The 15,264-nt window shown below is 69.8% G+C and carries 15 protein-coding genes and 1 pseudogene; 9 read left to right on the plus strand and 7 right to left on the minus strand.

The window, feature by feature from the left end; all coding sequences use genetic code 11:
* The first annotated feature begins 33 nt into the window (after positions 1-33).
* The 6 genes and pseudogenes from ABD340_RS26715 (at position 34) to ABD340_RS26740 (ending at position 4,077) form a co-directional block, all read left to right on the plus strand.
* Complete coding sequence (locus ABD340_RS26715; protein ID WP_344592523.1) at positions 34-1,218, plus strand: MFS transporter; 1,185 nt, start codon at positions 34-36, stop codon at positions 1,216-1,218.
* Positions 1,215-1,571 (plus strand): hypothetical protein, encoded by a 357-nt coding sequence (locus ABD340_RS26720; RefSeq protein WP_344592524.1) that lies wholly within the window; start codon positions 1,215-1,217, stop codon positions 1,569-1,571. The genes ABD340_RS26715 and ABD340_RS26720 overlap by 4 nt, the downstream gene beginning before the upstream one ends.
* Positions 1,572-1,768: 197 nt before the next feature.
* Positions 1,769-1,918, plus strand: a pseudogene (locus ABD340_RS26725) (DUF397 domain-containing protein); the annotation flags it as partial.
* Between the two features lie 107 nt (positions 1,919-2,025).
* Positions 2,026-2,178: a hypothetical protein gene (locus ABD340_RS26730; RefSeq protein ID WP_344592525.1), complete on the plus strand. Its 153-nt coding sequence runs from the start codon at positions 2,026-2,028 to the stop codon at positions 2,176-2,178.
* Between the two features lie 491 nt (positions 2,179-2,669).
* Complete coding sequence (locus ABD340_RS26735) at positions 2,670-3,116, plus strand: 2OG-Fe(II) oxygenase (RefSeq protein ID WP_344592527.1); 447 nt, start codon at positions 2,670-2,672, stop codon at positions 3,114-3,116.
* Positions 3,117-3,309: 193 nt separating this feature from the next.
* On the plus strand, positions 3,310-4,077 hold the full coding sequence (locus ABD340_RS26740) for a sulfotransferase family protein (RefSeq protein WP_344592528.1): 768 nt from the start codon (positions 3,310-3,312) through the stop codon (positions 4,075-4,077).
* 215 nt (positions 4,078-4,292) lie between these two features.
* Here the strand turns inward: ABD340_RS26740 and ABD340_RS26745 are convergent, their stop codons facing one another.
* Entirely contained in the window at positions 4,293-4,958 is a 666-nt protein-coding gene (locus tag ABD340_RS26745) for a TetR/AcrR family transcriptional regulator (protein ID WP_344592529.1), read from the minus strand.
* 79 nt (positions 4,959-5,037) lie between these two features.
* Between ABD340_RS26745 and ABD340_RS26750 the strand changes: the two genes are divergently transcribed.
* Positions 5,038-6,432, plus strand: a complete 1,395-nt coding sequence (locus ABD340_RS26750) for an MFS transporter (RefSeq protein ID WP_344592530.1) — start codon at positions 5,038-5,040, stop codon at positions 6,430-6,432.
* A gap of 63 nt (positions 6,433-6,495) precedes the next feature.
* Here the strand turns inward: ABD340_RS26750 and ABD340_RS26755 are convergent, their stop codons facing one another.
* The 6 genes from ABD340_RS26755 to ABD340_RS26780 are packed head-to-tail and all read right to left on the minus strand — an operon-like array spanning position 6,496 to position 11,748.
* Entirely contained in the window at positions 6,496-7,278 is a 783-nt protein-coding gene (locus ABD340_RS26755) for an IclR family transcriptional regulator (protein ID WP_344592531.1), read from the minus strand.
* A gap of 11 nt (positions 7,279-7,289) precedes the next feature.
* Entirely contained in the window at positions 7,290-8,273 is a 984-nt protein-coding gene (locus ABD340_RS26760) for a carbohydrate kinase family protein (RefSeq protein ID WP_344592532.1), read from the minus strand.
* The gene (locus ABD340_RS26765) at positions 8,270-8,917 is read right to left on the minus strand and encodes a class II aldolase/adducin family protein (protein WP_344592533.1); all 648 of its coding nucleotides are present in this window, start codon (positions 8,915-8,917) and stop codon (positions 8,270-8,272) included. The genes ABD340_RS26760 and ABD340_RS26765 overlap by 4 nt, the downstream gene beginning before the upstream one ends.
* Positions 8,914-10,050, minus strand: a complete 1,137-nt coding sequence (locus tag ABD340_RS26770) for an ABC transporter ATP-binding protein (RefSeq protein ID WP_344592534.1) — start codon at positions 10,048-10,050, stop codon at positions 8,914-8,916. The genes ABD340_RS26765 and ABD340_RS26770 overlap by 4 nt, the downstream gene beginning before the upstream one ends.
* Positions 10,043-10,834 carry an ABC transporter permease gene (locus tag ABD340_RS26775; RefSeq protein ID WP_344592535.1) on the minus strand — a complete coding sequence of 264 codons (792 nt, stop codon included), beginning with the start codon at positions 10,832-10,834 and terminating at the stop codon, positions 10,043-10,045. Before ABD340_RS26775 ends, ABD340_RS26770 begins: the two co-directional genes overlap by 8 nt.
* Positions 10,831-11,748 (minus strand): ABC transporter permease, encoded by a 918-nt coding sequence (locus ABD340_RS26780; RefSeq protein WP_344592537.1) that lies wholly within the window; start codon positions 11,746-11,748, stop codon positions 10,831-10,833. The genes ABD340_RS26775 and ABD340_RS26780 overlap by 4 nt, the downstream gene beginning before the upstream one ends.
* A gap of 290 nt (positions 11,749-12,038) precedes the next feature.
* Between ABD340_RS26780 and ABD340_RS26785 the strand changes: the two genes are divergently transcribed.
* Entirely contained in the window at positions 12,039-13,088 is a 1,050-nt protein-coding gene (locus tag ABD340_RS26785; RefSeq protein WP_344592539.1) for an ABC transporter substrate-binding protein, read from the plus strand.
* Entirely contained in the window at positions 13,085-15,256 is a 2,172-nt protein-coding gene (locus ABD340_RS26790) for a N,N-dimethylformamidase beta subunit family domain-containing protein (RefSeq protein WP_344592540.1), read from the plus strand. Before ABD340_RS26785 ends, ABD340_RS26790 begins: the two co-directional genes overlap by 4 nt.
* Positions 15,257-15,264: the final 8 nt, after the last annotated feature.

The following is a 15,264-nucleotide window of genomic DNA, read 5'->3' on the forward strand; positions in this document are numbered from 1 at the left end:
CGGCGCGATCCCCGCCCTCAGGACACTCCGGGCATGCGCACCTACCGGGAGCTGTTCCGCTCCCCCGAGTTCACCCCGCTGTTCGCGACCGCCGGCGCCCAGGTCGCCGCCATGACCGTCAGCGGGCTCGCCCTCGGCACCCTCGTCTACCAGGCCACCGGATCGCCGCTGCTGTCGGCGCTCAGCATGTTCGGCCAGTCCCTGGTCCAGGTGATCGGCGCGGCCACCCTGCTGTCGTCCGCCGACCGGCTCCCGCCGCGCGCGGCCACCACCGCCCTGGCCGTGGCCTCCGCCGCCGGCACCGCCGCGCTCGCTGTCCCCGGCCTGCCCGGCTGGGCCGGGGTCCTGGTCGTGCTCGCGCTCGGGCTGGTCGCATCCGTCGGCGGCGCGGTCCGGTACGGCCTGCTCAGCGAGATCCTCCCCAGGGACGGCTTCCTGATCGGCCGCTCGGTGCTCAACATGACCGCCGGAACCGTCCAGATCTGCGGCTTCGCGCTCGGCGCCGCACTCGTCGCCGCGCTCTCCCCGCGCGGCACCCTGCTCACCGGCGCCGGCCTCTACCTCACCGCCGCGGCCATCGCCCGCCTCGGCCTCTCCCCGCGCCCGCCGCGCGCCGCCGGACGGCCGTCGATCGCCGCGACGTGGCGGACCAACGCGGCACTTTGGTCGTCCCCACCCCGCCGGTACGTCTACATCGCCCTGTGGGTGCCGAACGGGCTGATCGTCGGCTGCGAGGCGCTGTTCGTCCCGTACACGCCGCAGAACGCGGGCGTTCTGCTTTCAATCGCCGCGCTGGGAATGCTCGTCGGCGACACCGTCACCGGACGGTTCCTCCCGCCGCTCTGGCGGGAACGCCTCGGCCCCTTCCTGCGACTCCTGCTCAACGTCCCGTACCTGGTCTTCCTGCTCAACCCCACCCTCCCCATCGCCGCCGCGGCCGTGTTCATAGCCTCGATCGGCTACTCGGCCACGCTGCTCCTACAGGAACGGCTGATGGCCCTGACGCCCGCCGAGTCACAGGGCCAGGCACTCGGCCTGCACTCGTCCGGCATGCTGGCCATGCAGGGCGTAGGCGCCGCCCTGGCCGGAACTGTCGCCGAACACACCTCCCCCGCGACCGGCATGGCGGTCATGGCCGCCGCCTCCATAGCCGTAACCCTGGCCCTGGCCCCCGCCCTGAGCCGTGACCTGGCGCGCCCCACCACCGGCCTCCTATGATCCGATTCCCCTCCCCAGGAGCCCGGCATGGACTCGTCGCGTTCGGACCTCGACCGCCGGATCACTCGCGTGCTGGAGAAGCCGATCGTCCGCAATACAACGACGGCAAGAAGTACACCGAACGTCGCCGCGCCAACCTTCTCAATGCCGACCTCGGCGCCTTCGCGTTCGCCCGCACACCGCCCACCGGGCAGCCGGCCTCCTACGCCACGGTCTTCTTCCACCGGGACGGCTTCTCCGGCAGCGTGACGCTCAACTACGCGACCCCAGGGACGACGACGGTCGAGCAGGCCCAGGCACTGGCCGTCCAGGCGGCGCAGGCGGTCTCTGTGCGGCTGCCGAGCAAGAAATAATCAGAGTCTGAGCCGCGCCCAAACGAATTTCCCACCCCCTTCCACCGGCCGTACACCCCATGCGTCGCAGATGCCCGCAATTGTCGACAGCCCTCGGAGAACGCCTTCTCTGTGTGCTATCTCGCCACCATCTCTCAGGGGACAGCGTCCCCAGGAGAAGGAATGGACTGAGCAAGGTGCAGTGACACAAAGCCACGCGCAGTTCGGAGAACGGCGGGCACTGCGTCGAGGTGGCCTCGGCGCCCCGGACCGTCCTGATCCGCGACAGCAAGGATCCGCACGGGCCTTGGTTCCTCCTACGCCGGTCGGAGTTCCGGCGCCCGACCGAGGCGATCAAACGGGTCTAGCGGCGTGGAGGCCCCGGCTCCAGCCGGACCTCGGGTCTACTCGGGTGCACGGGACCCGGCACACCTGCGGGTCGCTGCTCGCCGCGCTGGATGTTTAGGATCTTTGGATGAGAGACGATCCAGGCGAGCCGGTCTTCGTCCGCTCCAAGTGGGGCGCAAACAACTACGTCTTCAACTGGAGGAACCCCGTCGGACGGGTTCTCATCGTGGTGACGCTCCTCGCGGCGATCGTGGTGCTCGGCTCGCTCTACGCGAGCTAAGCGACACGCGTACAGCCCGCTGACCCGCATGGCGGGGGGCGGCGGCGCCGAGCCGCCGGCCCAGCAGGCTGCCGATCCAGATATCGCGACCTCGACCGTCAGCGGCAAGCAGATCAACCTGGCGACGAGGCGGTAGCCGGTCAATTGCTGCTGTCATTATCGTTCGCGAACCCGTGATCCAGGCATTCCGGCCACGCACTTGACAGTAGACATCCCATTCACCCAAGATGCCGCATAGGCTTGATTGGTCGCTGCTCGTGATATAACCGAATTGAAGGGGACTGGGTTCCGTGGACAAATTCTTCTGGCACGGCCATGACACGCGAACCCTACTGCCGGATGACTGGGAGGACCAGGTACGGTCTGTGACATTGTCGCGTGTCAGGCACCTGGACAGGGGCCGGGCTTCGACCTCCCGAGAATCCGATGACGTTGGCAAACTGCGACGCGGCCGGGTGCCGGGGACTGCCGTGCGGGATGAACTTCCCTGGTTGGACAAGCTCTACCGCACGACCTTCCTGGATATGGCAGAACACCTCGCCGGTGAGCCGGTGTCCCCCGCCGAAGACGTACGCTACGGCGTCGTCCTCAACGTGGCCATCGGCACCGACATGCGGCTGGAGTGCCACGTAGACTCCAACCCGGTCGAAGGCCTGCTGTTCCTGACGGACCACCCACGGCAGGCCGGCGGAGAACTGGTCATCGGGCACAACCCAGAAGCCCGAAGTGCCGCGGAGGTCGATGCGGACTGCTCAACCATTATTCCGGTCGCCGGGCATGCACTTTTCTTCCGCGGGAGCGATAATCCGCACTACGTCCGCTTCCTCAAGAACAATGACGACATCCGGATCGTGGCCGCAATGAACTATTACACAGAAACAGTCCCGGAAAGCTCTCGTCCGGCCGAGATCAATCAGTACCTCTTCGGGGAAGAGTAGCTCGCGCCGCCCAATATCCCAGGCCGTAGTCGGACACCTAGCGCGATGATCATGGGAGGGACGCGTGGGAGCAACGCGGCCACGTCAACACAACGATGAGCCACAGCCCTCGCCGGGTGTCTTCGAACGGATCACAGAGCCCTCACCACCGCCGGCCGTACCACCCGGATGGCGCATCGCACCACCTGACTTCGTGGGAGTCGGAACCATGAAGTCAGGAACCACCTGGTGGTGGACCTTGCTGACCGGACACCCCGCCATCGTCTCTCCCCGCGAGGCGCAAGCAGCCGCTCAGCCCCGCTCCCACGACCCGCGTACACAGCAACGGCAGATCTACCGCGCCAAGGAGATCGACTTCTTCAACCACTTCGGCGCGGTCGAAGACATCAACCCCGCCGACTATCACCGCTACTTCCCTCGCCCAGACCACACGATCGCTGGTGAGTGGACGCCGCGATACATCTACGACTGGTGGACACCGCCGATGCTCAAGGCCGTCGCCGCACAAGCCAAGCTGCTGGTACTGCTGCGCGATCCGCTGGAGCGACTGGCCTCGGCCCTGGGATTCCACCGGGCCTTGTCCCCGCACCAGCACCCGGCCACTGCCATCAACCACCAATTCCACCACGCGCTGTATGGACAGCAACTGCACAGACTGCAGGACAGTTTTCCTCGAGAGCAAATCCTGGTACTGCAGTACGAACAGTGCGTCGCCGACCCGCAAGGGCAGGCGCGGCGCACTTTCGAGTTCCTGGGGGTGGAGCCCGAAGCCTGGCAGCCGGACCTCGCGGCCCGCCGCCAGGTCGGCCCATCGTTTCCCAAACCCGAACTCAACCAGGCCACCCGCGAGGCATTCTGCCGGGCAATTGCACCCGACATCACCCAGCTCCTGCGCGACTTCCCCGAAATCGACACCACACTGTGGCCGAGCATCGACCACCTCCCCCTGCGCTGTTGCTGACGACCCGCTGACCAGCGCGAAGAAGATCGTGTACATACCCGGCCGCCCACGCAGCGAGACACCGGTTCTTCAACACGCACCAAGGACCGTTCCGTATCCCGCGGGCGGTTACTTGGTCATGATGACCGTGTCGTGATCGACCCGGCACGAGGACTTCCAGGCCGCCGGTGCGGCCCAGGCGCGGCCTGGACGAACATTCGTCCAGGTGACCGGTCTCAGTTGGTTTCGGCGGCGGAGTCGATGGCATGGATGAGCATGTCGAGTTCGGCGTCGAAGATCTGGTCGGCGGTGACGGCGCCGAGGTGCGTCTCGACGGCGTGGAGCCGCGGATACTCCTCGCGGACCGGGACGTCCAGGCTGGCGTTGCGGTGCAGTGTGGCCGGGTCGCCGTGCAACTCCCGGTGGGTCCGTCCCAGCACGAGGTCCAGGAAGACCATGTAGTAGAGCGCGGCCTGGCGCTCGTCCAGCCCGGCCTCGGAGAAGATCTGCAGGGTCGTCTCGACGGTGCGCAGCGCGCCGGGGCCGTGGTGGACGCGGGTCGCCATGATCTCCGCCAGGCCGGGATAGGCGGACAGTTCTCGACGGATGCCCTCGGCCAGCAGCCGCAGCCGCTCGGGCCACGGCTTGTCGTCCAGGCCGGGCGGGACGAACTCGTGCGCGGCGATGGCGTCCATGACCAGGTCCACCAGCGCGTCCTTATCGGCGACGTGCCGGTACAGGCTCATCCGTGACGCGTGGAGGTCGGCGGCCAGCCGGCGGATGGTCAGCGCCCGCATTCCCTCGGTCCGGGCGATCCGCAGCGCGGCTTCGACGATCTGCGCGCGGCTGAGACTCCCCCAGGCGCGACGGCCGGACTCGGATCGCTCGATGGACGGGTTCACGAGACGAACAGTAGCCGCGACGCACTTGCGGACACTTGTCCTCAAGACTTAGGTTTACCTAACTTAATCTGAGGAGGCCGTGTTGGTACCGTCCCGTCCGCGAACGGATGGTCTGCTGGTCGCGGCACTGCTGACGGCCGCGCTGGCGGCGAGCTCGGCGCAGACCATCGTGATCGTGGCTCTGCCGGCCTTCGCCCGCGACCTCGCGGTGCCCCCCGCCGACGCGACATGGGCGCTGACCGCCTTCATGCTCGCCGGCACGGTGGCGACACCCATCGCCGGACGGCTGGGCGACCTGTTCGGCTACCGCCGGGTGCTGGTGGCCTGCCTGGGCTGTTTCACCGCGGGCACCCTGATGTGCGCGCTGGCCACCGAGGCCGGCTTCTTCGGCGGGCTGATCGCCGGACGGGCACTGCAGGGCGTCGCGGGAGGCGTCTTCCCACTGGCCTTCGGCATCGCCAGGGCCGGCCTCGCACCCGCTCGCCTCCCCGGGGTCATCGCGCTGCTGAGCGCCATGCTCGGGATCGGCGGCGCGGCGGGCATGGTGGCCGCCGGGCCGATCACCGACACGCTCGGCACACCGTGGCTGTTCTGGGGCACGCTCGTCCTGGCCGGGATCGCCCTGGCCGCCGCACCCGTCCTGCCCGCCGACCGGCCCGGCCAAGGCGGACGCGTCGACCTCGCCGGAGCGTTCCTGCTGTCGGGCGGCCTGATCTGCCTCCTGCTGGCGATCAGCCAGGCGAGGTCCTGGGGCTGGGGCCCGGCCGCCGCCCTGTTCGGCGCGAGCGCGCTCCTGCTGGCCGCTTTCACCGCCGCGGAGCTGCGCGCGGACGAGCCGCTGGTGGACCTGCGCCTGCTGCGCCACCGGGGACCGGCCGCTGCGAACCTGGCCACGTTCGTCCTCGCCGTGGCGATGTTCGGCGCGATCACGCTGGTCCCGCGGTTGGTACAGACTCCCGCCGCCGCCCACGGTCTCGGCGCATCGCCGTCACAGGCCGGGCTCACGATGCTGCCGGTCGCCCTGGTCATGGTGATCGCCGGCCCGGCCGCCGCACGACTCGGCCGAAGCCGCGGCGCCCTCCTGCCCCTCCGGACCGGCATCGTGTGCGCCGCCGTTTCGCTCGCCGTCCTCGCCGCCGCCCATGGGCGCATCGCCGACTTCTACCTCACCGGCCTGCTACTCGGCGCCGGATACGGTCTGGCCTTCGCCGCGATCGGCATCGTGATCGTCCAGGCCGCCCCGGTCCACCAGACCGGCGTCGCCACCGCGATCAACACGATCGTGCGCACCGTCGGCGGTGCCGTCGGAGCGCAGACCGCCGCGGCGATCCTCGCCGCCCGCACCCCCGCGGGCAAGGCGCTTCCCACCGAATCCGGCTACACCATGGGATTCGCGGCCTTCGCCGCCCTGGCCTTCGCCGCACTCGCCGTCACAGCCGCCACCCGCGAAACGCACAACCCCCAGCACCGGTAGAGACCGCCGATGCCCAGCCGGAGTGGAGTTGACCCCTACCCAGGCCCGGAGGGTTCGCCGCGGTCACATCGCAGGTCGTTCCGGAACGGGGTCCCGCCATCCGAGTGCCCGGGAGGCCTCGGTCGCGGCGTTCCTAAGCAGCCGCAAATGGTGGTCTCTCTCGGATTCGGGGAGATGTGCCGTCAGGCCGCTGATGCTCAGTGCCGCGACGACGTCGCCCACGTGGTCTCGGAGGGGGACGCTCAGTGCGGTCACACCGGGCTCGACGTCGTCACAGCCGATCGAATAACCCTCGTGGCGGATCCGCCGGATGTGCTCACGGAGTTGGGATTCGTTGGGTTGGGGTGAGATGCGGCGGATGCGGCTTGCGGCTTCCTCGTCGGGAAGAAAGGCCAGGAGCAGCTGTGGTCCGGCTCCCAGGTGCAGGGGCAGCGTCCCGCCGACCCGCAGCGTGTGCGTCGCGGCGTAGCGCCCGTCGAGTCGCTCGATGCAGACCGCTTCGTGTTCCCTCAGCACCAGCAGGAAAACGGTCTCGCCGGTGGCCCGGAACAGTTCGCGCATCGCCGGCAGTACGCGGTCGCGCAGGTTGAGCCGGCGCGCCATGGCGCTGCCGATCCGGAACGCGCCGATGCCCAGCCGGTACGAGCCCGGTGAAGGGCGCTCCACGAAATCACCGGCCGCGAGCGTGGTCAGAATGCGGTGGCAGGTGCTCTTGTTGAGGTCGAGCCGCCCGGCTATCTCACTGAGGCTCAGCTCGTCGGGCGCCTCGGCGAGCAGCTCGAGCACGGCCATCGCCTTCACCAGGACACGGACCGGCTCGCCCGTTCCGTCGGCCTTCTCGGCCATCGCTCCGCCTCCTATCCACTTCTCCGTGCGGGCGGGGTTCGAGGGGGAACATCACCGCCCGCTCGCTGCGACCAGAACTCGATCGTTCCTGGAAGATCGACGATTCCGGCGTCCGAGCCTAGTCCCTGAGCGACCAGCGCCGCCGCGGCCGTACCGAGGCGGGCCGCGGTGGAGGTGTTCCAGCCGCGGCACAGCCCGATGATGAATCCGGCACAGTATCCATCGCCGCAACCGGTCGTGTCGATCACCGGGACGTCGAACGCGGGGATCTGCTCGGTGACGCCGTCGCCGACGAGCATCGACCCCGCACCTCCCAGCGTGACGACGACCGTGCCGACGCCGCGTTCTCGAACGGCGTTCGCCGCCGCGCGCACATCGTCCAGTCCCGTGATCGCTCGGATCTGGTCGTCATTCGGCAGAAAATGGTCGGTATATGTCCACGACGGGCGCAATGCCTCGGCCAGTTCGGGGGTGACCGCGGTTCTGAGCAGGTCCATCGTCGTGACCGTGTCGTGCTCCCTGGCGAACCGGAGGAGTTCGGGGAGCACGTCGACGGTGAAGGCACCGAGGGCGTCCGGGCCGCCGATGTGGAGCACGTCCGCCTCCGCGACCCCGCGCCAATCGACGTCGTCGGCGGTGAGGGTGTCCATCGCCCCCGGGGCGTGGAGCGAGGGCCGCTCACCGTTCGGCCTGATCGGCAGGATCGTGGCGGGTGTGGCCCTGCCCGGCCGGTGAGCCATGCGACCGGTGCCCACGCCCTGCTCCGACAGGAGGCCGAGCAGCATCCGGCCGGCCGCGTCGTCGCCCACCGGTCCGATGCTCGTCACCTCGGCGCCCAGCTTCGCCAGGTCCATGGCCGTGCCGCCCGCGGTTCCGGCCGCCGTCACCCTGATCTGTTCAAGGGTTCGCCTGCCCTGGCCGGGCGGAATGTCGGTGACCGGGTGGCCGAGCACATCGAGGATGTGCGCGCCGATGCAGACCACCTTCGGCTTCATCGCGAGGCCCTCTCGGACTTGCGCCGCGTCACGTCGGCGAGTTCCTCCGTGGAGAGGACGCGCGGGCTCCCGAGTCCGTTCGCGCGGATGTGGAGCGTGCACAACCATTCCAGGAGGCGCGCCCGGTCGTAGGCCGAGTCGAGGGTGTCGCCGTAAGCGACGGCGCCGTGGTTCTGCATCAGCGCCGCCGTCCGGTCCGCGAGTGCCGCGCGGACCGACCGGGCGAGCTCGGCCGTGCCGAAGGTCGCGTACGGCGCGACACGGGTCGGTCCGCCGAGCTGCAGCGCGTAGTAGTGGATGGGCGGCAGTTCGTCGAGCACCGCGGAGACGGCCGTGCTGTGCAGGCCGTGATGGTGGACCACGGCGGTGGCGCCGGTGTCGGCATAGATCGACAGGTGCATCGGCATCTCCGAGGACGGCCGCGGGGTGTCGAGGCCCGGGAGGGGTTCGCCGGACAGGTCGACGACACAGACGTCCTCGGCCTCGACGAGGTGATAGGGGATGCCGGAGGGCGAGATCGCGAGCAGGTCCCCGACCCGCAGGCTGATGTTGCCCGCCGTTCCCAGCACCAGTCCGTCGTCGACCATCCGGCGGCCGGCCGCGGCCACCGAGGCGCGGGCGGAGCCGATGTCGCCCGCGATCATGACGTCACGGCCAGGGCCTGCGGGTCGTGTCCGGCCGTCGCGTCGTCCGGCACGAGGATCCCCGCGTCCGCCGCCCAGTGGACCTCGACCCGCTCGCCGGCGGCGACGGTGCGGCCTTCGCCGGTCGCGGTGTCGCGGATCTGACCGGTCACGCCTCCGTCGAAGCGGACGAACACCCTGCGGAAGGCGCCCTGGTACACGACGTGCGTGACGGTCGCCGACAGAACGTTCGCCCCGGGCCCGCCGGGTTTTCCCAGGCGCAGACGCTCGGGTCGCACGACCAGCGCGACCGGCCCGGTGCCGTCGGTGTCCGCGGCGGCTCGGGCGTGCAGTTCGCACCAGCCGGTGTCGACGAGACCTCCCCGGACCTGCCCGGTGAATATGTTGGAGTCGCCCAGGAATGTCGCCACGAAGTGGGACGCCGGTGTCTCGTAGAGCTCGGCGGGAGTCCCCACCTGCTCGATCCGGCCGTTGCGGAAGACCGCGATCCGGTCGGACAGGGCGAGCGCCTCCTCCTGGTCGTGGGTGACGAACACGAAGGTGATCCCCAGTTCCCGGTGCAGCCGTGCGATCTCCAGTTGCAGAGACTCGCGCAGCTTCTTGTCGAGCGCGCCCAGCGGCTCGTCCAGGAGCAGGGCGCGCGGGGCGAAGACCACGGCGCGGGCCAGTGCGACGCGCTGCTGCTGGCCGCCCGAGAGCTGCGACGGCAGCCGGTTCCCGTGTTCGCCCAGGTGGACGAGTTCGAGGGCGTCGCCCACCCGCCGTGCGATCTCCTTCTTCCCCACCTTGCGCTGCCTCAGCGGGAAGGCGATGTTGTCCGCCGCGGTCATGTGCGGGAACAGGGCGTAGTTCTGGAAGACCATGCCGAGGTTGCGGCGGTATGACGGGAGCCGCACCAGGTCGGACCCGTCGAGCAGGATCCGGCCCGATGTCACCTCCTCGAAGCCGGCGATCATGTTGAGCGTCGTCGTCTTGCCCGAGCCGCTGGGGCCCAGCAGCGTCATGAACTCGCCGGCGTGGATGGCGAGGTCGACACCGTCGACGGCCGGCCCGGCGGCTCCTCGGAAGATCTTGGTGAGTGCCTCGGCCTCGATCCGGGCGCCTGCGGATGAATCGCTTGCGGGGTCAGCCATGGCCGCGCTTCCTCCTCGTGAGGCCGGCGAGCCCCAGCAGGCTCGTGGAGACCACCAGCACAACGCTGGACGCCGCCGCGATGGTGGGGTCGACTTCGTTGGTGACCGAGGTGAACATGCGGACCGGGAGCGTCTGCAAGTTCGGGGACTGGATGAACAGGGAGACCACCACCTCGTCGAACGATGTGACGAAGGCGAACAGCGCACCGGCCATGATCCCGGGTCTGATCAGCGGGAACGTCACGGATCGGAAGGTCGTCCAGGGCGTGGCGCCGAGGCTGGCCGACGCCTTCTCCAGCGTCCCGTCGAAGCCGGTCAGGGCGGCGGTCACGTTGACGGTGACGAAGGGCAGGGCCAGCACGGTGTGCGCGATGATGAAGCCGGTCGGGGTGCCGATCAGGCCCCAGCCCAGGAACGCGGCGTACATCGCGACGGCGACCACGATGCCGGGCACGATCAGCGGCGCGAGGAACAGGCCGTCGATCGCGCCCTTGCCGGGGAATCGGGTGCGCGCGAGCGCGAACGCCGCCATGGTGCCGAGCACCGTGGCGATCGCCGTGACGATCAGGGCGAGCTGCAGCGACACCAGCAGCGAGGTGAGCCAGCTCGGCTCGGTGAAGAAGGAGACGTAGTGCCGCAGGCTCCACGAACTCGGCGGGAAGGCGAAGGTGTCCTGGCCGGAGAAGCTGATCGGTATGACGACCAGGGTCGGCACGACGAGCCAGGCGCCGACCAGGACACCGAGCGCGATCAGCGCACGGCGCAGGCCTTTTCCGGTGCTCATGCGAGCGTTCCTCCCGCCAGTCCGGCGCCCGCCGCGCGCCGGCCGCCCCTGGTCCGGGTGGCGAACTGGACGCCGCCGACGAGCACCAGGGTCACCGCGAGCAGCACCACGGCCAGCGCTCCCGCGCCGCCGAAGTTCACCAGCTGGTTGACCTGCACGGAGATGAACTGCGACAGCATCGACTGCTGCGGCGACCCGATGAGCGAGGGCGTCACGTAGAAGCCGAGCGACAGCACCATCACCAGGGTGGCGCCGGCCGCGACGCCGGGGAACGAGAGCGGCAGGTAGACGCGCAGGAACGCCGACACCGGCCGCGCGCCCAGGGACAGCGCCGCGTCGACGAGCCGGCGGTCGATGCCGCGCAGGGTCGTGTAGATGGGCAGGACGACGAACGGGAGCATCACCTGCGCCATGGCCATCGTGACTCCGCCCGTGGTGCCCAGCAGCCGCACCGAACCGAACCCGAGCGCGCCGAGCAGCCGGTTGACGACACCGCTGTCCTGCAGCAGGACGACCCAGGCGAAGGTGCGTGCCATGAGCGAGGTCCAGAACGGGATGAGCACGATGCCGAGCAGGACGGCCCGCCATCGCCCCGACGCGATGGTCATCAGGTAGGCGTAGGGATAGGCGATGAGCAGGCAGACCACGGTCACGATCGCGGCCATGCCGAGGGTGCGCAGCACCACCGTGACGGCGACGTCGTCGGTGACGATCGCGGTGTAGTTGCCCGGCCCCGGTTCGGGGCTGGTCACCGAAAGCCACAGCAGTCGCAGCGCGGGCACCACGAAGAAGACGAGCATCACCACGAGCGCGGGGACGGCGAGGAACAGGGCGGCCTGTTTCCATCGTCGGCGCCGGCGGGATGTCGGTGGGGACGTGCCGTGGTGAGCCGTGCGGGCTGACGCTTGAGGCACTGAGGTCAAGGGCATGAGAGAGGCCCTTCCGTTCGGCGACGGTGCGACCGCGTGGAGTTCACACCGTGCTTTTTCGGGACGCGTTTCACTATGTGAAGTGACACAGTGCCTTCGGATCCCTCGCCTGTCAACAGTGAGAACGCGCCGTAACGCGCCAGAAACCTGTCGATCTGGCCGCAATTGAGGGGTTGACACGATCGACTTGGCGACTACATCCTTTGTGCATTACGGACTGCGTTTCATAATGCGAAACGCTTTCGGCCTCCCGGCTCAGCATGAAGGTGGTTCCCATGCGACTCAGAAGAGGTGCTGCCACGACGTTGGCACTCGCCGGCCTCGTCGGCCCGACCGCGACGGCATGCTTCAGTTCGACCGCCGGCACCGGCGGCGGCGGGAAGAGCGTGGTCTTCGCGAACACCGGCGGGGCGCTGGCGGAGGTCTTCAAGCAGAACGCCTACGCCGATCTGGCCGCCAAGGGGATCCCCGTCGCCGAGGAATCGCCCAACAACGAGGCGAAGCTGACGGCGATGGTCCAGGGCGGGAAGCCCACCTGGGACGTGTACTACTCCCCTCCGTACGCGGCGATGGCGAAGTGCGGCAAGCTCTTCGAGAAAATCGACTACAGCAAGATCGACACCTCCGGCCTGGACTCGTCGCAGCGGTCGGACTGCGGGGTCCCGGTCCTCAACGCGTCCTTCGTGCTCGTCTACAACAAGGACAAGTACGGCGCGAAACCGCCGAAGAGCTGGGCGGACTTCTACGACCCGGTGAAGTTCCCCGGCAAGCGCGGGATCATGAATTACGCCAAGGACGCCGGCATGGAGACCGCACTGCTGGCCTCTGGCGTGCCGGGCGGCAGGCTCTACCCGCTCGACTACGACCGGGCGTTCAAGACGCTCGACAAGATCCGTCCGTCGGTGCGCTTCTTCGACACCGGCGCCCAGCAGACCCAGGCGCTCCAGTCCGGCGAGGTCGACATGATGCTCGCTTGGCCGGGACGGGCCTACGACGCCGCGAAGAGCGGAGCGAATCTCGGCGTGGCATGGAAGCAGCCGCTGAAGTACTTCGACACCCTGACGATCGTCAAGGGCGCCCCGCACCGGGACCAGGCCTACGAACTGATCAACGCGCTCATCGGGACGAAGACCCAGCGCGCGATCGCCGGGCGGCTGCCCTACCTCCCGGCGAACTCCCAGGCCGGCGCCCCGACCGACGCGGGCATCGCCGCGTTCGTCGACGGCCCGCAGTCCCGCGGCACGACCGTGGTGCGCGACAACGCCTGGTGGTCGCAGAACCTCGACGAGGCCACGCGGCGCTGGACGGCGTGGGTCAATCGATGAGGATCGTCGGCTACGCCGACCGGCTCTCCGTCCGCGCGGGCGAGGCCGTCACGTTCCATGTCAGTTCCGAGCACGCCGCCTGCCGGCCGGAGATCGTCCGGCTGCGGCGGCCCGGTTCGGCGGGGCACGGGTCGCCGCTGACCGAGGTGCGGGTACCGGCCCGGCTTCCAGCGAGCATGCCGGGACGAGTGCAGGTCACCACCTCCGGTTCCTACGTGGAGGCGAGCCTGGAAACGGGTCTCTCCACGGCCGGGCTCGCGGTGTGGTTCCTGCCGACCCTGCCCGGTCCGGACGCACGCCCGCTGCTGGCGGTGGGCGACCTGGTCCTCGCGGTGTCGACGGCCGGGCTGGTCCTGCGCCACCGCGAGCAGGCACTCGCCACCTTGGACGTACCCGTGGTCAAGCGGGCATGGGCGTTCGCGGCCGCCACGGTCGACGGGTCGGGCACCGTGCGACTCAGCCTGCACCGGCCCGGCCGGCCCCAGGCGTCGGTCTCCGCGCAGGCCCCCGCGGTGCGAATCGGCCCGGGGCGGCTGCTGATCGGATCCGACGGCGCCTCCTCCGGCGGCGGCGTCGGACGCACGTTCAACGGGAAGGTGGCCCGTCCGGTCGTGTCCGCGACAGACTGGCCGGAGTCGACGACCACGGCGCTCGCCGGCGGCGCCGACCCGCTCGGCCTGCTCGGCGCAGCGTCGACCAGCGTGCTGGACCTCGCCGCGCACCCGGGCGGGACCAGGGTCCCGGACCTGGGCGGGCTCACCGCCGGCGCCGAGGTGCGCCACCTGCCGGGGCGGGGCGTCCCCGGGCCGTTCTGGACCGGAGCGGAGACCGATTTCCGCCGGGCGCCGACCGAATTCGACGCCCTGCACCTCCACGACGACGACCTCGCGGACGCGGGCTGGGACGCGGACCTGACCTGGACGGTCCCGGCGGACCTGCCGAGCGGCGTCTACGCGCTCAAAGTCTCCGCCGGAGACGACGCCGACCGGATCCCGTTCATCGTCACCCCCGCCGTCCACCGGGCCCCGGTCCTGGTGGTCCTGCCGACCTGGACCTACCTCGCCTACGCGAACTGGCGAACCTACGCCGAACACCGGGCCGAGCGGTTGACGCTCTACGGGGAGAGCCGCCCGATCGACGGCCGCGACCGGTGGCTGGCCGAGCACCCGGAGTTCGGCCGCTCGCTCTACGACGTGCACACCGACGGCAGCGGTGTCTTCTTCTCGACGAGGCTGCGGCCGATCGTGAACATCCGCCCCGACTACTTCACCCCGAGCACCCGCGGATTCCGGCATTTCGCCCAGGACCTGCTGCTGCTCGACTGGCTCGACGGCCGCGGCGAGCACTACGCCGTGGTCACCGACGACGAGGTGGAACGGGCGGGCACCGAGCTGCTGTCGCGCTACCGGGTCGTGCTGACCGGCTCGCATCCCGAGTACTGCTCGGCCGGAATGCTCGACTCCTACCTCGCCTACACCCATGCCGGCGGACGGTTGATGTACCTCGGCGGCAACGGCTTCTACCAGGTCACCGCCCGGCACCCGGGGCACCCGGACGCGCTGGAGATCCGCCGCGGGCACGCCGGCGTCGCCACCTGGGTGTCCGACCCCGGCGAGGAGAACCTGTCCGCGACCGGCGAGCCGGGAGGGCTCTGGCGGATGCGCGGACGCGCCCCGAACGTGCTCGTCGGCGTCGGCTTCACCGCACAGGGACATGACCGGGCCTGCGGCTACGCGCGCACCGAGGCGAGCACGGACCCCGCCGTCTCCTGGGTGTTCGACGGCGTCAAGGCCGGCGCCGGCGAGGTGTTCGGCGACGCGGGCCCCGGGCTCGGCGGCGCCGCCGGCGACGAGCTCGACCGCGCCGACGTCACCCTCGGCACCCCCGCCGACGCCGTCGTCCTCGCCTCGTCCACGGGCCACTCGGAGCGGATCGTCCTGGTACCCGAGGAGGCCGACCACTCCTTCGCCGCTCCCCCGGCCGGCGTCCACCCCAAGATCCGCGCCGACATCGTCCTGCTCGGCCGCCCCGGAGGCGGGGCCGTGTTCTCCGTCGGGTCGATCGCCTGGTCGACCGCGATGACCCACGCCGGCGGCGACAACGACACCGCACGGGTGACGGCCAACGTGCTCGACCGCTTCCGCGACGAGACCGGCCCGATCCTCTGAAAGACAAG

The sequence above is a fragment of the Actinomadura vinacea genome, from assembly GCF_039532545.1.
Lineage (GTDB): Bacteria > Actinomycetota > Actinomycetes > Streptosporangiales > Streptosporangiaceae > Spirillospora > Spirillospora vinacea.